21 protein-coding genes and 2 pseudogenes are annotated in these 20,730 nt (G+C 68.0%); 14 read left to right on the forward strand and 9 right to left on the reverse strand.

Going from position 1 to position 20,730, the window contains the following annotated elements; genetic code table 11:
* The first annotated feature begins 147 nt into the window (after positions 1 to 147).
* Positions 148 to 1,054, forward strand: a protein-coding gene (locus OG767_RS10060) for an IS5 family transposase (protein WP_405093133.1) whose coding sequence is annotated in 2 segments (ribosomal slippage) — positions 148 to 198 and positions 200 to 1,054 — 906 coding nt in all. Because the reading frame shifts where the segments join, the coding sequence is not laid out codon by codon here.
* Positions 1,055 to 1,872: 818 nt separating this feature from the next.
* Here OG767_RS10060 and OG767_RS10065 read toward each other — a convergent pair.
* Positions 1,873 to 2,097 carry a winged helix-turn-helix domain-containing protein gene (locus OG767_RS10065; RefSeq protein WP_405093134.1) on the reverse strand — a complete coding sequence of 75 codons (225 nt, stop codon included), beginning with the start codon at positions 2,095 to 2,097 and terminating at the stop codon, positions 1,873 to 1,875.
* A 698-nt stretch (positions 2,098 to 2,795) separates the two neighbouring features.
* Here OG767_RS10065 and OG767_RS10070 point away from each other — a divergent pair.
* Positions 2,796 to 2,969 carry a hypothetical protein gene (locus OG767_RS10070; RefSeq protein WP_405093135.1) on the forward strand — a complete coding sequence of 58 codons (174 nt, stop codon included), beginning with the start codon at positions 2,796 to 2,798 and terminating at the stop codon, positions 2,967 to 2,969.
* Positions 2,970 to 4,067: 1,098 nt separating this feature from the next.
* Here OG767_RS10070 and OG767_RS10075 read toward each other — a convergent pair.
* Both OG767_RS10075 and OG767_RS10080 read right to left on the reverse strand, forming a co-directional pair.
* Positions 4,068 to 5,045 carry a CPBP family intramembrane glutamic endopeptidase gene (locus OG767_RS10075; RefSeq protein WP_405093136.1) on the reverse strand — a complete coding sequence of 326 codons (978 nt, stop codon included), beginning with the start codon at positions 5,043 to 5,045 and terminating at the stop codon, positions 4,068 to 4,070.
* 20 nt (positions 5,046 to 5,065) lie between these two features.
* Positions 5,066 to 5,716, reverse strand: coding sequence for a hypothetical protein (locus OG767_RS10080; protein ID WP_405093138.1), 651 nt, complete (start codon positions 5,714 to 5,716; stop codon positions 5,066 to 5,068).
* A 98-nt stretch (positions 5,717 to 5,814) separates the two neighbouring features.
* On the opposite strand from OG767_RS10080, the gene OG767_RS10085 reads away from it, so the two are divergent.
* Both OG767_RS10085 and OG767_RS10090 read left to right on the forward strand, forming a co-directional pair.
* Positions 5,815 to 6,423 (forward strand): TetR/AcrR family transcriptional regulator, encoded by a 609-nt coding sequence (locus OG767_RS10085; RefSeq protein WP_405093139.1) that lies wholly within the window; start codon positions 5,815 to 5,817, stop codon positions 6,421 to 6,423.
* A 398-nt stretch (positions 6,424 to 6,821) separates the two neighbouring features.
* Positions 6,822 to 7,352: a hypothetical protein gene (locus OG767_RS10090; RefSeq protein WP_405093140.1), complete on the forward strand. Its 531-nt coding sequence runs from the start codon at positions 6,822 to 6,824 to the stop codon at positions 7,350 to 7,352.
* Positions 7,353 to 7,358: 6 nt separating this feature from the next.
* Here OG767_RS10090 and OG767_RS10095 read toward each other — a convergent pair.
* A protein-coding gene (locus OG767_RS10095; protein WP_405094181.1) for an IS5 family transposase occupies positions 7,359 to 8,149 on the reverse strand; the annotation gives its coding sequence in 2 pieces (ribosomal slippage) (positions 7,359 to 7,813 and positions 7,813 to 8,149; 792 coding nt in all).
* Positions 8,150 to 8,255: 106 nt separating this feature from the next.
* Here OG767_RS10095 and OG767_RS10100 point away from each other — a divergent pair.
* On the forward strand, positions 8,256 to 8,879 hold the full coding sequence (locus OG767_RS10100) for a hypothetical protein (RefSeq protein WP_405093141.1): 624 nt from the start codon (positions 8,256 to 8,258) through the stop codon (positions 8,877 to 8,879).
* A gap of 151 nt (positions 8,880 to 9,030) precedes the next feature.
* Here OG767_RS10100 and OG767_RS10105 read toward each other — a convergent pair.
* The 5 genes and pseudogenes from OG767_RS10105 to OG767_RS10125 form a co-directional block, all read right to left on the reverse strand.
* Positions 9,031 to 9,273, reverse strand: a pseudogene (locus OG767_RS10105) (transposase); the annotation flags it as partial.
* A 230-nt stretch (positions 9,274 to 9,503) separates the two neighbouring features.
* On the reverse strand, positions 9,504 to 10,256 hold the full coding sequence (locus tag OG767_RS10110) for an SDR family NAD(P)-dependent oxidoreductase (protein WP_405094182.1): 753 nt from the start codon (positions 10,254 to 10,256) through the stop codon (positions 9,504 to 9,506).
* A gap of 281 nt (positions 10,257 to 10,537) precedes the next feature.
* Positions 10,538 to 11,254, reverse strand: a pseudogene (locus OG767_RS10115) (transposase); the annotation flags it as partial.
* A 163-nt stretch (positions 11,255 to 11,417) separates the two neighbouring features.
* Positions 11,418 to 11,777 carry a hypothetical protein gene (locus OG767_RS10120; RefSeq protein ID WP_405093142.1) on the reverse strand — a complete coding sequence of 120 codons (360 nt, stop codon included), beginning with the start codon at positions 11,775 to 11,777 and terminating at the stop codon, positions 11,418 to 11,420.
* 53 nt (positions 11,778 to 11,830) lie between these two features.
* On the reverse strand, positions 11,831 to 12,631 hold the full coding sequence (locus tag OG767_RS10125) for a DUF3152 domain-containing protein (RefSeq protein ID WP_405093143.1): 801 nt from the start codon (positions 12,629 to 12,631) through the stop codon (positions 11,831 to 11,833).
* A gap of 143 nt (positions 12,632 to 12,774) precedes the next feature.
* Here OG767_RS10125 and OG767_RS10130 point away from each other — a divergent pair, with 143 nt between their 5' ends.
* From OG767_RS10130 to OG767_RS10170, 9 genes are all read left to right on the forward strand, one after another.
* The gene (locus tag OG767_RS10130) at positions 12,775 to 13,275 is read left to right on the forward strand and encodes a SigE family RNA polymerase sigma factor (RefSeq protein ID WP_405093144.1); all 501 of its coding nucleotides are present in this window, start codon (positions 12,775 to 12,777) and stop codon (positions 13,273 to 13,275) included.
* Positions 13,272 to 14,003 carry a hypothetical protein gene (locus OG767_RS10135; protein ID WP_405093145.1) on the forward strand — a complete coding sequence of 244 codons (732 nt, stop codon included), beginning with the start codon at positions 13,272 to 13,274 and terminating at the stop codon, positions 14,001 to 14,003. The genes OG767_RS10130 and OG767_RS10135 overlap by 4 nt, the downstream gene beginning before the upstream one ends.
* Positions 14,004 to 14,255: 252 nt before the next feature.
* Positions 14,256 to 14,834, forward strand: coding sequence for an RNA polymerase sigma factor (locus OG767_RS10140; RefSeq protein WP_405093146.1), 579 nt, complete (start codon positions 14,256 to 14,258; stop codon positions 14,832 to 14,834).
* Between the two features lies 1 nt (position 14,835).
* Positions 14,836 to 15,888 carry a CU044_5270 family protein gene (locus OG767_RS10145; RefSeq protein ID WP_405093147.1) on the forward strand — a complete coding sequence of 351 codons (1,053 nt, stop codon included), beginning with the start codon at positions 14,836 to 14,838 and terminating at the stop codon, positions 15,886 to 15,888.
* Between the two features lie 110 nt (positions 15,889 to 15,998).
* A complete protein-coding gene (locus OG767_RS10150; RefSeq protein WP_405093148.1) occupies positions 15,999 to 16,631 on the forward strand; it encodes a hypothetical protein in 633 nt (210 codons plus the stop codon).
* A 188-nt stretch (positions 16,632 to 16,819) separates the two neighbouring features.
* Positions 16,820 to 17,968, forward strand: a complete 1,149-nt coding sequence (locus OG767_RS10155; protein WP_405093149.1) for a peptidoglycan-binding protein — start codon at positions 16,820 to 16,822, stop codon at positions 17,966 to 17,968.
* Positions 17,969 to 17,991: 23 nt separating this feature from the next.
* Entirely contained in the window at positions 17,992 to 18,696 is a 705-nt protein-coding gene (locus OG767_RS10160; protein ID WP_405094183.1) for an ABC transporter ATP-binding protein, read from the forward strand.
* Positions 18,693 to 19,934, forward strand: coding sequence for an ABC transporter permease (locus OG767_RS10165; RefSeq protein WP_405093150.1), 1,242 nt, complete (start codon positions 18,693 to 18,695; stop codon positions 19,932 to 19,934). Before OG767_RS10160 ends, OG767_RS10165 begins: the two co-directional genes overlap by 4 nt.
* A gap of 223 nt (positions 19,935 to 20,157) precedes the next feature.
* Positions 20,158 to 20,694, forward strand: a complete 537-nt coding sequence (locus OG767_RS10170) for a hypothetical protein (protein ID WP_405093151.1) — start codon at positions 20,158 to 20,160, stop codon at positions 20,692 to 20,694.
* Positions 20,695 to 20,730 lie beyond the last annotated feature (36 nt).

Below are 20,730 nucleotides of genomic sequence, written 5' to 3' on the forward strand. Positions count from 1 at the left end.
CTCTCCCGCTGCAACCCAGGGCCGTCTCTGGGCGTGTTTCAGAAGTGGGGATGGTCTGATCCGACGTCGGCGTGTCGGTGATCGATAAGGGGCGAGGTCTCCGGTAGGTGGTTCAACGACCAAGAAGAACCCATTACCGGAGACCTCGTGGCCACCTTAGCGGTGACGAGGCGACACGACCTGGACCGATGGGCAGTAGGCGGTGTTGGAGCCGTTGTTGCCCAGCCGGTGTCGGTTGGGGCGTGCGCCGAAGTGGAGTAGGCGGCAGTTGATCGACGGGATCCGGTGGCGGATGCGGGTCGGTTCGCCGTGGCGTGATGTTCCGGCCGCGTATGGGCCGTGGCAGACGGTGTACGGGTTGTTCCGCCGGTGGCAGCGCGCCGGTGTGTGGCAGGCGGTGTTCACCGCGGTGTTGGCCCGTCAGGATGCTGCCGGGCGGATCGGGTGGGACGTGTCGGTGGATTCCACGGTGATGCGGGCGCATCAGCACGCCGCCGGGGCCCGCCGCGACGGTCACGCTCAGGTCGAGGCGCCCGGTGGGGTGCAGGTCGAGCCGGACGATCACGCGATCGGCCGTTCGCACGGCGGGTTGAGCACGAAGCTGCACCTGGCCTGTGAGCAGGGCAGCCGGCCGCTGGCGATGCTGCTGACCGTGGGGCAACGCGGCGACAACCGTGGCTTCGTCCCGGTCCTGGACCGCATCTGGGTCCCTCGTCTCGGGGGTGGCCGGCCCAGGACCCGACCGGATCGGGTCCTGGGCGACAAGGCCTACAGCAGCGCGGCAAGCCGGGCCTGGCTGCGCGAGCGAGGCATCAAAGCCACCATCCCGATCAAGGCTGACCAGGCCCGCAACCGCGCCGCGCGAGGCTCACGCGGCGGCCGACCACCGGCCTTCGACCCGGAGATCTACAAGCAGCGCCACGCGGTCGAGTGCGGCATCAACCAGCTCAAACAACACCGCGCCCTGGCCACCCGCTACGACAAACTCGCCGTCCGATACGAAGCCACCATCACCATCGCCGCGATCAACACCTGGCTCCGCACCCACTTCTGAAACACGCCCCTAGGCCGGCGGGGCGCCACCAGGCCGGCAAGCGCGGTTCAACGATGACCCGCAACCTCCACAACACCCGAGGAAACGGCAGGTCAGCCGCCATCTGGGGCGGCTGACCCGGTAGGCGACGGACGGGTCGATCTGGGAGCCGGATTCGCTCACGTAAACTCCTGATGGTGCTTGATGTGACTTGGCTTGGGTCCGGAACGTCACAATCTGTTCAATCTGCCCCTTGGTGGGCTGCCCTCGCGACCGCTGCAGTAGCGGGTTTGGTGGCGGCAGGCACGTCCTGGGCGCTACTTAGGCATCAATTGCAGGCGAAGCAAGGCGACGAGGTCAGGACGTTGGCGGTCAATGTGATTGCGGCATCACGCAAGCTATGGGCCGCAGCCCAAGACCTGGAGTACGCAATCATAGAGATTCAGAGTGAACGGGCATCACATTCGGGTGGCCCGGGGCGTCTGGATCTAGAGGAACGGAGGCAAGATGCTTTCCGCGAGCGCCGTCAAGGGCGGGAAGCAGGACGGCACGCTGCGGCAGCGCTGGGACTACTAGCACCGACGCTAGAGCAGCCCGCTCTGGCGGCACTTCAAGCCGCAGAGCGATTCAAGCACGAAAAGAACCAAGAGATGACGGCCACGTATGAGGCTTCGGTGGCAGCATTCACGGATGCGGTTCGGTCCTACACCGGGACAAGTGCAAAACGTTGGTGGATGAGAAGCGGCCGCCGTTGACTCCGTGGTACCCAGCACCGACCGACGCGGATCGGCGGCGTGCGGGTGGCTCGCCCGTCGTGGCCGGCCTGACCCGGACGATGGTTACCCGGGAAGCGGGTCGGCGACGTAGACGCCCTTGCCCTGCCGGCCGTCGATCAAGCCCTCGGCTTTGAGCACGAGCATGGCGGCGCGGATCACCGTGTTGCTGACCTTGTAGTGCTCGCAGAGAGCGGCGAACGAGGGCAGCTTGTCGCCCGGCTTCAACTGGCCGGAGCTGACCTGCTCGCGAATATCCCGGGCGACCTGTAGGTACGCAGCTTCAGACATGGTGGTGCTCCCAGCTTGGCGGCTGGTGCAAGCACACCACATGGCGGGCTCTACTTACAACGCTATGTGTCGTAGCTGTTGACCCTGCGCACATTGCGTCTTAAGTTGCTCGTGGGGCTACCCAGCTTGGCGGCCGGGTCGTCCTGCCGTGGGTGCCCTGTCTCCGGGCACGGCTGACCGGGTGCCCACGGGATCCAAGCGTCGGCGGGGAGGCGGGATGACCAGACCGAACGATGCAACCGTTCCGAGCGCAGATACCGCGCGAGATAACGGCTACCACCAGCGCCTGGACAACAGCCGGCGGCGCGTCTCCTACGACGAGTACGTCTTGGCGGCGGCGCTGACTTTCGCCCGGCGGCATCGGCCTGTCTGGTCATGGCAGGAGTGGCGGCGTGTTTGCCGCTGCGGAGATGACCTTCCCTGTCGAAGCCGTCACCTTATCCCGATCACCCGCGGCCACTGGCCCAGCCAGGCCGGCCGGCGATGACGGCGCACCTCCCGATCAGGCCGGCGTGGACGTGCGGCGGTTGTGCGGGGGAGTGGCCCTGCCAGAGCCGGCGGCGGGAGCTGCGAGCCGAGTGCGACCGCGCCCCCGTGTCACTTGCCCTCTACCTGGCCGCCCAACTCGTCGACGCTACCCAGGACCTGGCCCACGTCCCCGCCGGCCACCTGCACCACCGCTTCCTCGGCTGGACCCGATGAGCATCCTGCGACCCGGCGACGAGAAGTTCCACTACAGCGACGGCTCCCACAAGTGGATCCCACCGGACCCTGACTACGACCAGGACGTCTGGGACGAGCAGGTCCGCCAGCACAAGCAAGGCCACCTCAGGAACGAGCGCCCGAAGGTCCGCATCCAGCGCCTCGTCTGATGCCAGCAGTACAGCAGCGAAGTACAGCAACCGTGCCAGCCGAACCAGGCCGAGAAGCGCATCAGCAGGCCGTTTGACCTCGCATCGAGCCCGATCCAACCTGCTCGCCGAGAGTTCACACCGAAGAGGTCACTGGTTCGATCCCAGTATCGCCCACCGTGAGTATGTGCAGTTCAAAGTCCCGTTACCGGAACCGCCGGTAACGGGACTTTGCTGTGTGACCCCTTAAATTGGGGGAGCAGATTGGGAGCACAACGTTCGGCTCCGATGGCCGACGCGGTAGGCGAGCCGGCGGCCACTACTGGCTCACTGGCTCACACCGCCCCGCCGTCGGAAGAGGGAGCCGGACGTACCGCAACCGGCACCTGCGTGATGAGAGGCCCGGGCTTGGCTCCGCGGCCCACCGATGACTGCGGTCCGGTGGGCCCCGGTCCACATGGCGAGGTCGTGGATCCAGCTCTTGGTGCTTCGCCGGGCCTTGGCTGACCACTGTGCAGCGTTCCCTGATCCGAAGTCGGTGAGCCCCTTGCGGTCAGCAGTTGCCTATGTGCGTGACTTCGCTAGCCACTCCTCCGCCTGTTCTGCAGTATGGCCGCTGCTGATCAACGACTGGACGAGCAGCGCGACTTCGACCCATCGAGCGGCCTTGGTTGCACACGCCCAATCCACGATCCTTGGATGTGGTCACGATCATGTTCGTCGGGCTGAGGCCGGTGTGTCTGGCCGTCTATGGCCGGGCGCGCGCATCCGAGCCGACAACCCCGCAGCCCTTTGCGTGCCGATCGCTTCGCGGCCTTGCAGGCGATCGCTTGCCGAAGATTGGCTGGAACGTAGTGAGACCTGAGTGTGCAGGCTCAACCCTGCCGCGAGCCGGCAGCCGAGTCATCCTCGGGGTTCCCCTCGTCGAGCAGTTCACGGCACCATTCGGCCAATCGGCTGAGGGGATCGTCTATTGCTCGGCCGGTGATGCCGTACTGGGCGAAGTCGTCGGGATCGAGCTACGCGTCTTGTCCGAGAGCGTTCGGGTGGCTGCGGCCTGCCGAACTCGGTCTCGGCCGGCGGCCACGGCGGCCCTGGTTCAAGGGCCGCCGCTGCCCGTCACGACCGCGTGTGGCGCGGCGTCGTACTGCGGCCCCCGGTGAGTGCCGGGCCTGTCTTCCGGGTGCGCCACCAGATGATTGCGGTGATGACGATGACAGCGAAGGCGGGGACGAGCTGGTACGGCGTGCCGACTCCGGCTGAGCGGTCCTGCAGTGCGCTACCGAGGTCCACTCGCAGGGTTGTGGCCAGGACGAACGTGAACGTGTTGAGGACGGCGTGGAGCATGACCGCGATCTCCAGCCCGCCGGTGCGCCAGGTGATGATGGCCAGTCCGGTCCAGAGCACGAAGTACCAGACGATGATGTAGGGATCCGTTGCGCCGTGTGCGGCCGTGAACAGCACGCTCGAAACCAGCACCCCGGCGACCAGCCCCGCCCGTCGGCTGCGGGTCCAGCTTCCGATCACGCGGAAGATCAGCCCACGTACGCCGTATTCCTCGCCCGCCGACTGGAGCGGGGTGAGGAGCATCGTGGCGATGAAGATGGCGACGAGGTCAGTCTGCGACCAGGGGGCCTCGTCGACGGGCGCGAGAGATCCGAGGGCGACGACCACCAGCCAGGCGGGACCGAAGACGAGGAGCGATCTGCCGAGCAGGTCGAAGCGGAACCGTGACGTCACGGAGTGCAGGGACGCGCCGGGTACGCCGTAGAGCCATCGCTGGATGAGCATGCTCCACGGAATGAGCAGGCCGAGGGAGAGCATGGTGCTGGCGTGGTAGAGCGGCGTGTAGTCGGTGCCGCCCAGGATCGGCGGGGTGTTGCCCTGCTGCACGTCGATGGCCGCAGCCGCCCTGCCGAGGACCGTCGGGAAGATGACGAACCCGGCCAGCAGGAGACTGATCGCAAGAATGCCGCGGCCGATCCGGCGTTTGTCGCCGGCGAGTACCCGGTGGTATTCGACCCCGCTGGGAACTGACGGCCCGTTGCGGGGCTCGCCCGGGGTGAGTAGTGAGTTCGGCCTGGTTGCCGTGGTCATGGTGCCCTCCTGTGGATGGGTTACTTCCCTGCGTGGTCGAGCAGGCTGTAACGCAGGCGGAGTGCCCTCTCGGTGCTCCCCATTACGGCCCCGACGGCGAGGGCGAAGTTGAGCCAGATCGGTAAGCGGACGGGCGATTCGAAGATCCCGACGTGCTCGGCGATCGGGGGGATCTGCGAAACCGGTCCGGCGAGTTGCAGCAGGTTCAGGCCCACGCCGATGACGAGCATCAGCACCGAGAGGAGGCTGATCGAGCGGCTCAGCGTCGGATGCTCGCGTTCGACGCGGGCGCGGCGTCCTTCGGCGGACTTCGGATCGGGAATGAGCCGGTACTCGGCGCCCGCGGTGGTGACGTAGTGGCAGCGTTTGAGCCCGAATGCGCTGTTCGCCACCTCGATGGTGCCGCCCTCCACGGGGAAGGCCGCCGGGAGCTTGGACTCGGCGTGATGTCTGCCGTCGAGATACAGGTGCGCTCTCGCCTTGCCGCCGTCCGGGTTGGTCCGGCGTGGGATGTCGACGGCGTACACCGCCTGCCGGCCGTTCTCGTTGGGCAGCGGGAGGTGGAACAGCGCGCGGAAGGGTAGCTGCCACCAGCGGAGGCGTTTCAACGCCCGGCCGTCTCCGCTCTTGATGCGCGTGGCCGCCCGCCGTTGCCGCCAGTCCTCGATCACGTTGCCTCGCTCACCGTCGACCGCCGCGTCCCACTAACACGCCGTACTAGTGGCAACGCTAGCACGGTGTGCTAGTACGATGTACTAGGAGGTGGCGGATGGCATCGGACGACAGGAGTGCCGGCTCGCGGGAACGAATCCTCGCGGCTGCGGCGGCGATGCTCACCGAGGACCTGGCTGCGCGGTTGAGCGTGCGTGCGGTCGCGGCGCGGGCCGGGGTGAGCACAGGCTCGCTCAGGTTCCACTTTCCGACTCAGCGCGCGTTGCAGGACGCTGTGCTCGCCAGAATCTACGAACACCTGTTTCCCGATGACTCGATCCATGACCGATCGCTACCCGCGCGGGATCGACTGGTCAACTGTCTCCGGCAGATACTCGCTCCCGCCGGCGTCGGTAGGCAGGCACGTGAGGCGTGGAGCAAGGCATACCAGAGGTTCATCGCCCCCGAACCGACCGAGGAGATACGCGCGGCATATCTCGCCCTGGAGCGGCAAGGGCGGCACCGCGTCGAGTACTGGCTGACGGTGCTCACTGACGAAGGCGCACTCCCCAGGGAAGACCACGCACGCCGGGTGAGGTTCCTGCTCACCGTCCTTCAAGGCTTGTCCATCGAACGAGCCCTACCCGCCGAGGACTCCATCCTGAAGTCCGAAACCGAAACCCTCTACATGGCGGTCGACTGCGTCCTCAACGCCCCGACCGCATAAGCGGCATTCCAGGGACTGCATCGATAACCGCTCCGCCTGTCGCTTGATCGTTTCGATGCGGTTGACGTGGCCTCGACCGGGCCTGAGCTCCAGGGCTGGGTGAGGCAGGCGAGGACGGCGTTGCGGTCGCTGGCCAGGCCGGCGGCGAAGCCGCGGATTCGGGGTGTCCGGCGTGGCGGGCGCGGTTGATCCAGGCGTCGAGGTGCTGCCCGGTGCCCTGGTGGCGGACCTGCGCGGCGAACCCACGGGCGAGGCCGGGGACGGTATCGAGGTCCGGTGACGTGGTGGGCCGGGCAGCGCCCCGCTCCCAGGAAGGGCGGGTCGGCGGCATACGGGAGGCGGATGAGCCGATCTTGCGCTGCTGCGGTAGCCACCGGCCGGCCTGGAAGGATGTGAGCGTGACAGATGCGAGTACTGCGGTTGACAGGCTGGCGGCGTTGGTTGGCTGGAGCGGCAGGTCCCCGTACGACCCGGACTGGTCGTCGTTGCGGGCTGCCTTCGGTCACCAGTTCCCGACGGACTTTCGGCAGTACGTGGAGCGGTTCCCTCCGGGCGCTTTCGACTTCGTGCAGGTGTTCCACCCAGGCGAGAGGGAATACCGCGAGGATGCGGCTTACTACGTCGACGTACTTCTATGGCGAACCGATCCGGCCAACGGTATCGAGGGTTACTACGGGTTCGGCAACAAGCCGGGCGAACTGTTCGCTTGGGGAACGGTCAACGGCGAGCTCGAGCTTTGCTGGGAATTGACCAACAAGCCCGCGGACACGTGGACGTGCGTGGTGGCCGACATTCGCGGCCGCGCCGGAGAACGCTATCCAGGCGGCATGTCGGACCTACTGCTGGATGCTCTGGGTGGCACCGGAAGGGTCAGCTCGCTGGACTACCTCCGTGAGGTTCTGCCAACCAACTTCGAGCCGTACTCCTAAGAACTCCTAACGTTGGAGTTGGCGCCAGCAGATGAGGGCGCAGGCGAGGCTGAGGAAGGCTTCGTGGATGTCGTCGCGGATTTCCCAGCGGATGCGTAGGCGGCGGAACCAGTGCAGCCAGGCGATGGTGCGTTCGACGACCCATCGGTGGGTGCCGAGGCCGGAGCCGTGGGGTGTGCCGCGTCGGGCGATGACGGGGGTGACGCCGCGGGCGCGGATCTGTTGGCGGTGGCTGTCGTAGTCGTAGCCCCGATCGGCGTACAGCCGGTCGGGGCGCCGCCTCGGTGGTCCTGGCCGGCCGCCGATGGGCGGGATGGCGTCGAGTAGGGCGGTGGTCTGGGTGGAGTCGTGCCTGTTGCCGCCGGTCAGCGTGACGGCGAGGGGGATGCCGCTGGCGTCGGTGATGACGTGGTGTTTCGAGCCAGGCTTGCGGCGGTCGACCGGGCTCGGGCCGGTTTTGGGCCGCCCTTGAGCGCCCGGATGTGGGAGCCGTCGATCACCGCCCTGGACATGTCCAACTGCCCTGCGCCGCGCAGCCGGGCCAGCAGCACCTCATGCAGCCGTTGCCACACGCCGGCGTTGTTCCAGTCCCGCAACCGGCGCCAGCAGGTCATTCCGGAGCCGAACCCGAGCTCCTGAGGCAGGTACTCCCAGGGGATCGCGGTGTAGAGCACGAACAAGATCCCGCACAGCACCTTGCGGTCATCGAAGGGCTTACGCCCTGGATACCGGCTGCGCCGTGGTGGGCGGGGTGGCAGCAGCGGTGCGATCTCGGCCCACAACTCGTCCGAGACGATCCACGGCGGCTGCTCACCCCTCCTCACGTTCAGAGGAAACGACCCTCACGTCCGGTCGGTTACGCCCACCATCATTAAGTTAGGACCTCTAAGGACGTTCCCATGGATGCTCAATCCACGGATTGTTGTCGACGCACCGCACGCCGTGTTGATCAACGACGGCCTACGCTTTCCCGTACGCAACGGCGCCACGACTCGCTACCTGTCCGAGCCCGGGGTCGCCACCGCCTATCGCAACCGGTTCGCCAGCGCGCAGCGGCAGGGCCAGCGAATCGTCGAGGTCGAGCGGGAGGCGATCAGCAGGATCGCCATCGACGACAACTACGCCTGGGTGATTGTGTCGTTGGTGCCCGACCTGCCCGGCGACATGATCGTCCAGGACGCGTTCAAGGCCTGGGAGATGGAGATCAGGCGCAGGCCGACTATCACCAACGAGGGCGTCGGGATCAACCGGACGCGTGTCGGACGACGGCGACTCCTGGCTGACGGGACGAGCAACTACGCAGCGGAGTCCCGGTTCGTCGTCGGGGCCGACCCGGCCGAAGCCGCTGCCGCCGTCGACGACTTGGCGCAGCCCGGCCCAGCTCTCATCGAAGCTGCGGCATTGCTGCTCGACGAGCTGGGCCAGGCGTTCGGCGTGCCAGAGATGGGCCAGCTGACGCGGGACGGTCGGATCCGCCGGGGATATTGGAACTCCATCCGGCAGTCCGAGATCGTCCAGTGGGCCTAGGCGTACGGCATCGAGGTGACCGAGGAAGGCATCTGATCGCCATCCCACGAAGCCCTGGGCCCAGCGTCGGGGCTGCGTGGCAGAGCGTGGCCGCAGCGACAGCCTCGCGAGTGCTACTTGACCTGCTTGACCAGGCGTCGACGTCACATTCCCCGTCGAGGCTGATGCCGACCGCGACGTAGACGGGCCGGTTCGCGACCTGCCCCTGCCGGATCTTCATGACGAGGGCGTCGATGAACACCACCGGATAGATCCGGTCCAGGGGCCGCTGCCGCCACGCTTCCATCTCGTCCACCACGCTGTCGGTGACCCGGCTGATCAACTCCCGAGACACGTCGGCGTCGTGCACATAGCGGGGCTGTCCTCCATCGACGTGCGGCTCTAGATCCGCCACGGCGGAGTCGGTTGGGGTTCCGGCAGCTGAGACTCGAATCCCACCGGGATCCCTCTGACCAGGGCCTCCTGGGCGGTGACCTCATCGGGGCCTCCGAAGGTGTCAGCCTTGATGTTCCCCGATTGCCGGTCGGACGGCGTCCGCTCATGCCGATGTGCGGATGCCGGATACCGGCAGCTCGGCGCTATGACCGCGTTCAGGCTGCTGTCGGCTTCAGGCGAGAGACCGAGTTAGGCGGAGAACGGGCCTCGCACCGTGACACCCCCATCGACGACAAGGCTCTGCCCGGTCACGTAGGACGAAAGCGGCGAGGCCAGATAGACAGCCGCCGCCGCGGCGTCGTTGGGGACACCGAGCCGGCGCATCGGAATCTCGGGCACCTCGTCGGCGGGCCGCGCAGCATTTGCCACCTCCGTAGCGATGGCGCCGCACGCCACGACGTTCATGCGGATCCCGTCGCCGGCGTACTCCGCAGCGACGGTCTTGGCGAGGCTCGCGAGGCCGGCTTTGGCCGCGCCGTAGCCGGCCTGCATGGGCGCGGCCATGACGCCGGTGACTGAACCGATGCTCACTATGGATCCGCCCTGTCCCTGGGCCAGGAAGGCACGGATCGCCGCGCGGGCCGCGCGCGCCACATAGCCGAGGTTCATCTCATACGCCAGATCCCAGTCGTCGTCGCTCATCTCGTGCAGCCGTACCGCCGGCACGAACGCGACCTGCCCGCCCACGACGGTCACGAGCGTGTCGAGCCGGCCGAACTCGGCGACGGTGGAGGCAACAAATGCGTCCACCGCCGACCGGGACCGTACGTCACCGGCAAGCGGAACAGCATGGGCGCCCGATCCGGTCAACTCCTCGACGGCATCTCGTGCCCGGCCCGGATCGAGGTCAGCGACGGCGACAGCTGCGCCAGCCCCGGCGAACGCACGCGAGATCGCGCGCCCGATTCCTTCGCCCCCACCTCCGACAACCAGTGCATTCATGCCGTCGAGTGGTTGAGCGAAGCTATTCATGGCCGGATCTTGCCATATCGACCGGGGTCCTGGCGCTGACGTACGGATCTGCCGCTGATAAGGCGCGGCATACCTGAGCATGTCGGCTTGACAACCGGGCCGTGGGAGCGGATCGGGAGCAACATGAGCCCAACGGTCGCTGACCGGGCGTCGGCGTCAGCCAGGACGGCTCGGGCAAGCGGCCACAGTGTCTGACGAACGACGTGCAGGACGGTCCGACGCAGGCTGGACGAGACGGGTGTCGGCAACGGGGCCGCGTCCGGCTCACCCCAGGTCGCGGGATCACCGAAGACGAACTCGCCGCCGTGACGAGGCGGGCGGCCGACCTTCCCGGTTGCCGAGGCGGCACTGCCCGACGCAGCACACGATCCGATCGCATCCGCGCGAGGACTGCACGGGCAGGTCACGCAGGAGGAACGCCAGTCGGGGCGCGTCGTAGCCGGCGTCAGCCATGACCAGGGTCTCCGCGTCCCAGCCTGCCACTGCCCGACCGCGATCAGACGCCCCACGATGTCCCGCAACTGCCCAGCGGTGACCGTGGCCGCGTCATCACCAGGTGCCAGCCGCACCGCGTCCAACGGCGCGGTCCACGAACTGCGGCCCGACTCCAGGGCCATGACCATCGAGTACGGCAGGCCCGGGATCATGATGGTCTGATCCTTGCCGCGTCCGTAGGTGTGGCACAGGATCCGCTGCGGTGAGGTGTGCGCGTCCGGCCGCAGCCAGCAGGTGATGTCGACCGCCAAAACGAGACGGCCGTCGGCTGCCCGGGGCAACGGCACCGCCGCGAGAGCGGTGCGCAGCCGATCGATGTCCAGTCGCCCGCAGGCGAGGGCGTGATACAACGCCCCGTGATCCCGACGGTGCTCACCCGACAGCGACAACTCCGCCAGCGACCGAACCGGACCGTCGGCGCACAACACCGCGTCGGCCCGGTCGAACAACCCGTCAGCCCGAGCGGTCAGACACACGCTGGACCACGGTCATGCACACTCGTCACCAGAACAGCCCTTGGTTTTTGATGCCCTTCCCTAGACAAGAAGATCGTCGACCAGGGGCTGTTTCCGTGATCGATCGGGGTCCCCGCGGGACCTCAGGGGGTTGAAGATCAAGCTAGTCGTCGTTCGACAGCTACCAGCCGTGTTCGCGGTGCCTGGTGGTTGCGTCCGGGTTGTCGCGCTCGTAGGCCTCGTTGGCCCGGCGCGTCATCTCTTCGTCGTAGCGGTGCAGCTCGTTGTAGAGGTTCGACGCCTCGGTGCGATGCTGTCGGAGTTGGGCCGTTGCGACGAAGCCCTGGAAGCGACCACCGAGGCGATCAACATCTACGAGGGTCTCAGCGAACGTCTGCCGGCTGCGTTCGTCGGGCCCCTGATCACGGCGCGCTGGAATCTTGCTGACGTCCTCGACGGTCTCGGTCGCGCCGAGGAGGCCGCAGAACTGCGCCGCCAGCTTGATGAGGCGACCGGTAATGGACCCGGAGTGGACCGCCACCCGAGGCCGCAGGGAGCGCCCAGAACTTACAAGCGAGGGGTACGCGAGGGGCTTCAGCCCATCTGGCCTCGATCGCGGGACGGGACAGGGTCGTCATAGGCACCCGACGGTCCCGTGTGGCGCTCACCGTCCAGGTACGGCGAGGCGTTGGCGGTGCAGCCGTGCAAGCCCAGCGTCTGCTGCTGCATCACGGGGGCAGGCCGCCCCCGCCCTGGGCACAGCTCGTGGCCGTGACCAAGGCGGTGCCCCACTTCGTGGTTGACCATGTACCGGCGGTACGTGGCGAGGCTTGCCCCGTAGGCGGGAACCCCCTTCACCCAGCGGGCGACATTCAGTACGACCCGGTTGTCGTTCCGGCAGGAGGTGTAGCCGTCCGGCGCGTCCCGGCACAACACGTCGCGAGTGCCGGGCGTGGCCAGGTAGATGGTGAAGTCGCTCGGTTGGTCCCAGCCAACCCGGTGCAGTCGTAGCCTCCCGTCCGCGGTCCATCCCTGGGGGTGGTTCAACGTGCCGGTGACCTCCGCCGCGAACTCGACCACGGGCAGGCCCTGGATGTCGCGCTCCACCGCCACCCGGTAGCGCAGCAGCCTCCCCGCACCACGCGGGGTTCCCACCTCCGCGGCAGCGCCTTGCCACCGGTTTCCGCCGTCCGCGGGATAGGTCACGGGGGTAGACGTCCGGGACGGCTCGGGCGGCGACGTCACGCGCGCCGGAGCATCTGCGCTGTCGGCCGGATCCGCCGGGATCGTCGACCTACCGGACGCCGGTGCCACACACCCCGACAGCAGCGTTGTTGTCAGCACCAGCCCCGACAACGCGCCGAGACGAACCGAGCTCGTAGTCTTACCTGCCATGTGTCTCTCCTCGTCACCCAGCGCCAGTCGGTGCTGCGTAGCGAGGAGGACGGGTGATCCCGCCGCAAAGTTGGTGTCGTACGGACTCAACCTCTCCGCCGCCCCAACCGTCCTGTCCGGCGTGAGATGTGAAAGAGGCCGGCATGGCCCGGGGTGACGCGGAGTTCGTCGAGTTCGCCTCGGCGGCGTCCGGGCGGCTGGTGCATGCCGCCTTCCTGATGACCGGCAACCACCACCAGGCCGAGGACGCGGCGCAGACGGCCCTGGTCCGCACATACGCGTCGTGGTCCCGGATCCGTGGCAGCGACGCCTATGGGTATGCGCGCTCGGTGCTGGTCAACCACCTCATCGACACCTGGCGACGGCCGATTCGCGAATACCCGAGCGAGGATCTTCCGGAGCAGCACCGGGGCGACGTCGCCGACGAGGTTGTCACCCGTCGCTGGTTGCTCGCCGTCCTCGGCACGCTCAGCCCTCGCGAGCGCGCCATCGTCGTACTGCGCTACTACTTCGATCTTCCGGAGGCGCAGGTGGCCCGCGAGCTCGACGTGTCCGTCGGGACGGTCAAGAGCACCAGCGCCCGCGCCTTGGCGAAACTGCGCACCCGCAACCGTGTGCCGGAGCCACAGGAGACCTGCACATGAACGAGGCACAGCAGCTCCGCCAGGCGATGAGGGCGACGGAACGTGTTCACCGACGTGTCCTCGACCTGGACACGATCATGCGTGACGGCCGCCGGCTGCGCCGGCGCCGCCGGCTCGCCGGGTCAGGGGCGGCGGCGCTGTCGGTAGCGGTCGTTGTCAGCGTGGCGATCGGCGTGCAGGCGGCCCGCCCGCCCGAGCCGAAGCCCACGACCCCTCCGGCCGCCACCGCGACGGCGACCGGGCCCACGGCGACTCCTACCCGGAGCGAGAGCACCCAGGAGCCGCGACCGGTCGGCGACGTGGTGGCCAGCGGGATCCGGTACGGCAGTGAGGAGCGGGTCTTCTACCTGGTCCCGATCGACGTGCCCGGGCAGTCCCGCGTGACGATCGGGCTGGTCGCCGGCCGGCGCGCCGCCGACGGGAAACTGACCTCGGACTACGTCGTCAACGACGTCGAGGGCAGTGACCGCAGGCCGGGCTTTCACCAGATCGGCTATGACCAGTCCGGGCCCATCCCGACGGGTCCTCCGGTGCCCACCTTCGGGTACTTCGTCGGCCCGGCGGAGCGGATCGTCGGTACCGCCGAGAGCCGGCACGTCGACGCTCGACTGGCCACGTGGAGCCGGGATCCGAAGGTGAAGATCTTCTGGTTCCAGCCGGCGCAGCTGAGGCCGGGCGTACCACTGGACGGCATTGTCGCCTTGGACGCACGCGGCCGGAAACTGTAGCCCTCGAAACAGCGACCACCGCGACACCAACGGCTGGTGAGGGACCGGTGAGCAGGGTGGATGATCTGCTCACCGGCTGTCGTGCGCGGTGAGGAGGCTGGCCAGGCTGCCTCAAGGCGTCCCGACGACTGTCGCCGGTGGTGCGGACGCCCCCGCATGGGGAGCTGCTCGATCCGGCGTGAACTCGGTTGGGGTGGTGTGGAAATACAGATCTGAGGGCGGCGGGTAGGCGGATGAGATGGCTGGGCGGACATGGTGATTGCGGCGATCGGCGCTGAGGGCGGTGTGCCGAAGACGTCGGACGACGACGTCGGGGACTTCGCGCGCCTCTACGACCGATACGCCGGCGCTCTGTATCGCTATGCCTGTCAGCGGGTGGGAGAACACGTGGCGGAAGACGTGGTTGCGGATACGTTCCTGGCGGCGTTTCAGCAGCGTGACTCGTACGACCCGGGCCGCGCGGAGATCCGGCCGTGGCTGTTCGGGATCCTGACACGCAAGTTGGCCCGCCATCACCGCACGGAGCGCACGCGTTACCGCGCGTTGGAGCGTTCGGCCGTCGAGGTCGCGGTGGGTGATCTGGCGGATGACGTCGCCACGCGGGTGGCGGCGGCGGCGTCACACGCGTCGCTGGCCCGGGCATTGGGGCGGCTGTCGGCCGGTGACCGTGACGTGCTGCTGCTCATCGCATGGTGCGACTTCACCTACGAGGAGGTCGCCGCTGCGGTGGGCATTCCGTTGGGCACGGTCCGGTCCCGGCTCAACCGGGCGCGCCGCAGGGTACGCGAGGCGCTCGGCGGTACCGATCCGTCTGTCGTTGCGGGGAGTTGAGATGAACGCCGACCTGGATATGCTGCGCGGGTTGGGTGAAGGGCTGAAGCCCTCGGTCGAACAGCCCCCCGTGGATCTCCGCCACCGCGTCCTCACCGGGTTGCGCCACGCCGAGGTGTCCCACTCCCGCCGCCTGTGGGCGGGTGTGCGGTCGCTGCGCTGGCGCGTACTGGCCGCGGCCGCAACGGCGGTGGCTGCGGCAGCGGCGATCACGGCGCTGACGCTACCCGGGGTCGAGCCGGGCAGCCGCAAGCCCGACGTCTCGCAGGTCGCCGCGCGGACGCCCTCGCAGGTGTTGCAACTGGCGGCTGCGCAGGCGACGACCAGGGCTGCGCAGAAGCCACGAGCCGATCAGTATGTGTTCACCGAATGGATCGAGGTGGTCCAGAAGTTCCGGTTGCGCGAGTCGCGGCTCGTGTTCGAGGTCGGCGAGCCCGTGGTGGTCAGGCAGTGGCGCTCGGCCGACGGAAGCCGTGGCGGCCTGATCCAGCGTCGCACGAGCGGCGGCAACTGGCAGGAAACACCGGTGGCGCCCTGCCGAAAGATCCCCAGCGGCAAAGTTCGGCAGGACGCCTCCATCGCCGGCTGCAGCCTCGTCGCCGGCCATGACGCCGGATTGCCCACCGACGGTGACGCGATGTACGACTACCTGTATCGCGCGAAGGGTTCCACAGACGATCTGCTGACCCTCGCGGGGGCTGACGTTCCCGCTCTGGCGAATGCCGCCGAAGTCCTTCGTCTGGGCAGGCTGTCACCGCAGGTCCAGGCAGCCGTGTTCGATGCCATCGGCCGGATTCCCGGCGTCCGGCTGAAGGCCGGTGTGATGGACGTGTCCGGTCGCTCGGGTGTCGCGTTGGTCTTCGACGGACCAGGGGGAGAAACTGAGCTGATCTTCGATTCGCACACGTATGAATACCTGGGCATGAATCAAAGAATCGTTGGCTCCGGTTGGCGGCCGGTACCGGGTCGCAACGCATTTGTCGTCGCTGACACTCCCGTACGTCAGGCGATTCTGCGTGTTGCTGTTGTCGACCGGGCCGGTGCCCTGCCCTGAGTCAGTGCCTGCACGTCGCAGGCGGCGGGCGTCGAAAAGATCTGGTAGGCCAACTCGAACCGGCTGCGTGATTGCCGGGGATGAGAGCTGCCCGAAAAGGAGAACAGAAAATGACGACCACTCGACCCTTTCCGGTATTCGGGCTGTTCGTAGCTGCCGTCTCGGCAATCAGCCTGAGCGGGTGCGGCGGCTCGGCAGACACCGGGGATGCCCGCGTGGCAACTGCTCAGAAGCCGGCCCAGAGCGCCACCGCCACGCCCCGACAGCCCACGGAGACCGCTGCCGGGGCCACGAAGGGCGCATCCTCTGCACCGGGCAAGGCCAGCGCTTACGACAAGGCGCTCAGCTATACGCGGTGCATGAACGAGAACGGTGTGAGGCTGCCTGACCCGGTCGAAGGAAAGCCGTTGCCCGTCGGCAGCACCAAGGGCGCGACGGCCATCTTGTCCACGGATGGGACGCGTGGCTGGATCAAGATATCGCCCGAGGCGTTCGCAGCGTGCAAGAGTTTCCTTCCTGAGGCCTGGCCGGTGAAATTCGATGCCGCCGAACTCACCCGGGAACGCCCGTTCCGGGAATGCATGCGTCGTCAGGGGATCGACATGCCCGAACCGGTGCTGGACGCCCGCGGAATGGTGAACGACAACCCCGACCGCTCCGATCAGGACGCCCCTGAGTACCGCGCTGCCGAAGAGGCGTGTCGCGGGACGCTCGATGACCCTGCCGTCAAGGCGGGAAAGTGAGCATTGGGGTGACTCACGACCGGCAGCAGGATGACGGTGCTCGACGCGATGCGATTGTTGCCCGCGGCGGTGGCGAGGCGGCGAACGATGCCACTTCTGCCGTACCGGGGCCAGCGGCCAGCGTCCGTGTGGCCGAGCCGGCGGACGGGAGAACTCGGACACGTGCGTCGCGGCGGAGCCGGTGGGCGGTGATCGCCATCATCGTTCTCGCCGGGACGGCAACGGGAAGTGTGCTGGTCCGGCAGAACTCGCGGGCCGAGTCGGTCCGGCCGGCGGCCGTTCCGAGCACGACAACCGTCGTCAGGGACACCCTGGTCGATGTGGTCACGGCTCGAGGTGAGTTGGCGTACGGCCCGGAACTGCTGACGGAGAGCAGGTTGTCCGGGACGGTGACCAGGCTCGCTGGCGTCGGCGCGACGGTGAAGCTGGGGGAGGCACTGTTCTGGGTCGATGACAAGCCGGTGGTGTTGTTGTACGGCAAGCTCCCGGCGTACCGGGAGTTGACCGTCGGCCGGTCCGGCTCGCAGCAGAACGGCGGCGATGGCGGCACCCCGCCGACCGGTACCGGCGCCGCCCCGCCGAGCGGTACCGGCGCCACTCCGCCGAGCGGCGCGGGCGCCACTCCGCCCGCCGTGCCGGCCACCCGGGGTGCGGACGTGAGGCAGTTCGAGCAGAACCTGCAGGCTCTGGGCTACACCGGGTTCATCGTCGATGACCAGTTCACGGCGCAGACGGCCGGAGCCGTACGTCGGTGGCAGAAGGACCTCGGTGTTGAGCCCACCGGCGTGGTCGAACTCGGCCGGGTGCTCTACTCTCCCGCTTCGGTCCGGGTCGCCGCGCACAAGCTCGTTGCCGGCCAGGTTGCCAGTGGGCCGGTGCTGTCGTTCACCGGCACCGAGCGCCTCGTGACGGCGAAGCTACCCGCGCACCACCAGGCGTTGGCGAAGCCGAAGACGAAGGTGACCGTCGCCTTGGGCAACGGGGCGCAGGCGCCGGGAGTGGTGCGGTCGGTGCGGACCCCGGCCGAAGATCAGGATCGCGGCGGCGACCAGGGGCCGGTCGTCGAGGTCGTGGTGGCGTTGGCCGATCCCAAGGCTTTCGGCGGTTCCGACGACGGCCCCGCGACCGTTCGCTTCGTGGCCGAGCAACGGAAGGGCGTGCTGGTGGTCCCGGTCGGTGCGTTGCTGGCCCTGACCGAGGGCGGGCACGGACTGGAGGTGATCGAGGGCGGTGCGTCCCGGATCATCCCGGTAGAGACAGGATTGTACGCCGACGGCAGGGTCGAAGTCAGCGGACCTGAGGTCCGTGAGGGCATGACCGTGGGGATGGCGCAATGACCACGGCCCTCAGCCAGGGCCCGGTGGTGGAACTGTCCAGGGTGTCGAAGACGTACCCGGGTGGGGTCAACGCTCTGGTCGACGCGGACCTGGACATCCGGACCGGAGAGCTGGCCGCGATTGTCGGCCCGTCCGGATCTGGCAAATCCACACTGCTCAACCTGGTCGGGACGTTGGACCGGCCCACGTCCGGCGTGGTGCGGATCGCCGGCCACGACGTGACAACGCTGTCCGACCGGCAGTTGTCCGCGCTCCGGGCGAGAACGATCGGATTCGTGTTCCAGCAGTTCCATCTGGCCGCCGGGGTCAGCGCGCTGGACAACGTGGCCGACGGGTTGCTGTACGCCGGGGTGTCCAGGACGCGACGGCGCCGGCTGGCCGGCGAAGCCCTGGACCGGGTGGGACTCGGCCACCGGCTGTGGCACCGTCCGCACGAGATGTCCGGCGGCGAACGCCAACGCGTTGCCATCGCCCGAGCTGTCGTCGGTGCTCCCGCCCTGCTGCTGGCCGACGAACCCACCGGCAATCTGGACACTGCGGCGGGCGAAGGGATCGCCGTTCTGCTGCGGGAACTGAACACCGCCGGGACCACCGTCGTGATCATCACGCATGACGTGGAACTCGCCGCCGGCCTCCCCAGACAGATCAGGGTCCGCGACGGACGCGTTCACGCCGGCACGTCGAATCGGCTGCCATGCGGAACGCAAGAGGAGGCGGTGACCCCGTGACAGGTTCCGACACCCGTGAACGCGGTCACCCGGACAGCTCAGCGTTGTCGGTCAGCCGGCTGACCGTTGGTGACGTGCTGCGGGTCGGGGCGACCGGGCTGCGTACGCGGCCGCTGCGCGCGGTGTTGTCCGCACTGGGCGTCGCGATCGGGATCGCCGCGATGCTGTGCGTCGTCGGGATCTCCGCCTCGGGTCGGGCCGACCTGGAGCGCACTCTCGACGCCCTCGGCACCAATCTGCTGGTGGTCCAGGGCGGCAAGAATGCCGACGGAGACACCAGCCGGCTGCCCGACGCGGCCGTCGCGATGATCGAGCGGGTGGGGCCGGTCCGCGCCGCCGCCTCGCTGAGCAGGCTTCCCGACGACATCCACGTCTATCGCAACGACCACATCCCCGCCGAACGCACCAGTGGCGTCATCGTCTACGCCAGCGACCTCGACCTGCCCACCACGACGGGGGCGGCGATCGCCCACGGCGCCTGGCTCAACCCCGCCGCTGCTGAGCACCCCGCAGTCGTCCTCGGCGCCGAAGCCGCCCGACGGCTGGGCATCACCACTGCCGGGCCGGACGTCCTGGTCCAGATCGCTGACGAGCGTTTCGCCGTCATCGGCATCCTGCGACCAGTGCCGCTGGTGCCCGAACTCGACAGCGCCGCCCTCATCGGTGCCCGCGCAGCCGCCGACTATCTCGCGGCCGACACCGACCCGAGCATCATCTACCTGCGCGCTGCCGAGCATCAGGTCACCGCGGTCCGCGATGTGCTCGCCGTGACCGCCAACCCGGCCGCACCGTACGAGGTCGTCGTTTCCCGACCGTCCGATGCCCTCACCGCGAAACTTGCCACCGAACGAGCCTTCAACGGGCTCCTGCTCGGCCTCGGCGCGGTGGCACTGCTCGTCGGCGGCGTCGGCATCGCGAACATCATGATCATCTCTGTGCTCGAACGACGAACCGAGATCGGCCTACGTCGCGCGCTGGGTGCCACCCGCGGCCAGATCCGCCTCCAGTTCCTGACGGAGTCTCTGCTGCTGTCCACCCTCGGCGGCATCGCCGGTGCCATGCTCGGAGCCACCATCACCATCACCTACGCTTCCCTCCAGCAGTGGCCTCCCGTCACACCCGCGTGGGCGATCGTCGCGGGCATCGGCTCGACGATCACCATCGGTGCGGTCGCCGGCATCTATCCAGCGGTCCGGGCAGCCCGCATGCCTCCCACCGAGGCGCTCGGCAGCGTGTGAGGAAACCTCCCGGCCGGGTGTCCGTCTGATCGGCAGGACGACCTCGCGTGCTGGGTCGACAGCGGTGATTCTCGAGCCCGGTCGGCCGTCCGTGGCGCAGCGGTGCCGAGGAGAACCACCGGGCGCGTCACGGAACGGCCTGGAACGTCCTCGGAGCAAGGGGACGAAACCTTGAAAGGACCTCATGAGAAGGATGCGATTGGGCTTGGCCGCGGCTGTGGCAGTGGCCCTGCTCGCGGTGATGCAGCCGGCAGCGACGGCAGCCGAAGCGTCAGCGGTCGGGCCAGCCTGGACGGCCTCGGACCTGGACTACCACTGGCGCGGCCTCCCTACCTGGAGCCAAGGCTACGGGCCGATGAGAAACCTTGCCCGACAGGCATACAAGAACGACGACTCTCTGCACTATGAGACCCGTAGATACGGGATCAACATCGGTTGGACCGACTGGCCGAGGTCGCAGATCTATGTGTACGGTGAGGGGCTTCCCCGTGATGCGCCGATCACGCCGACGACCAGGGTCGCCCTGTACTTTCCCGGCGGCGGATATCTGAAGCACGGCGCCCGGGAGTGGGGCATCGGGCTGGTCTGGTCAAGCACCCCCGTGTACGAGTGGCTGATCGAGCCGGCCGGATCGTCCGGCGATCAACTGGTTCACAACATCGGCACGCCTGATGCGACTATCGATGCGTATCTGGCGATGGGTCCGGACACCGGCGAGGGGCCGATGCTGCGGTGGGGTCCCGGGCCCGTCCGGTACTAGGAACGGCGTGTTTGTCCACCGGCACCTCGTCGGGTG

Origin of the sequence: Micromonospora sp. NBC_01392, assembly GCF_045040125.1 — a bacterium.
Lineage (GTDB): Bacteria > Actinomycetota > Actinomycetes > Mycobacteriales > Micromonosporaceae > Micromonospora.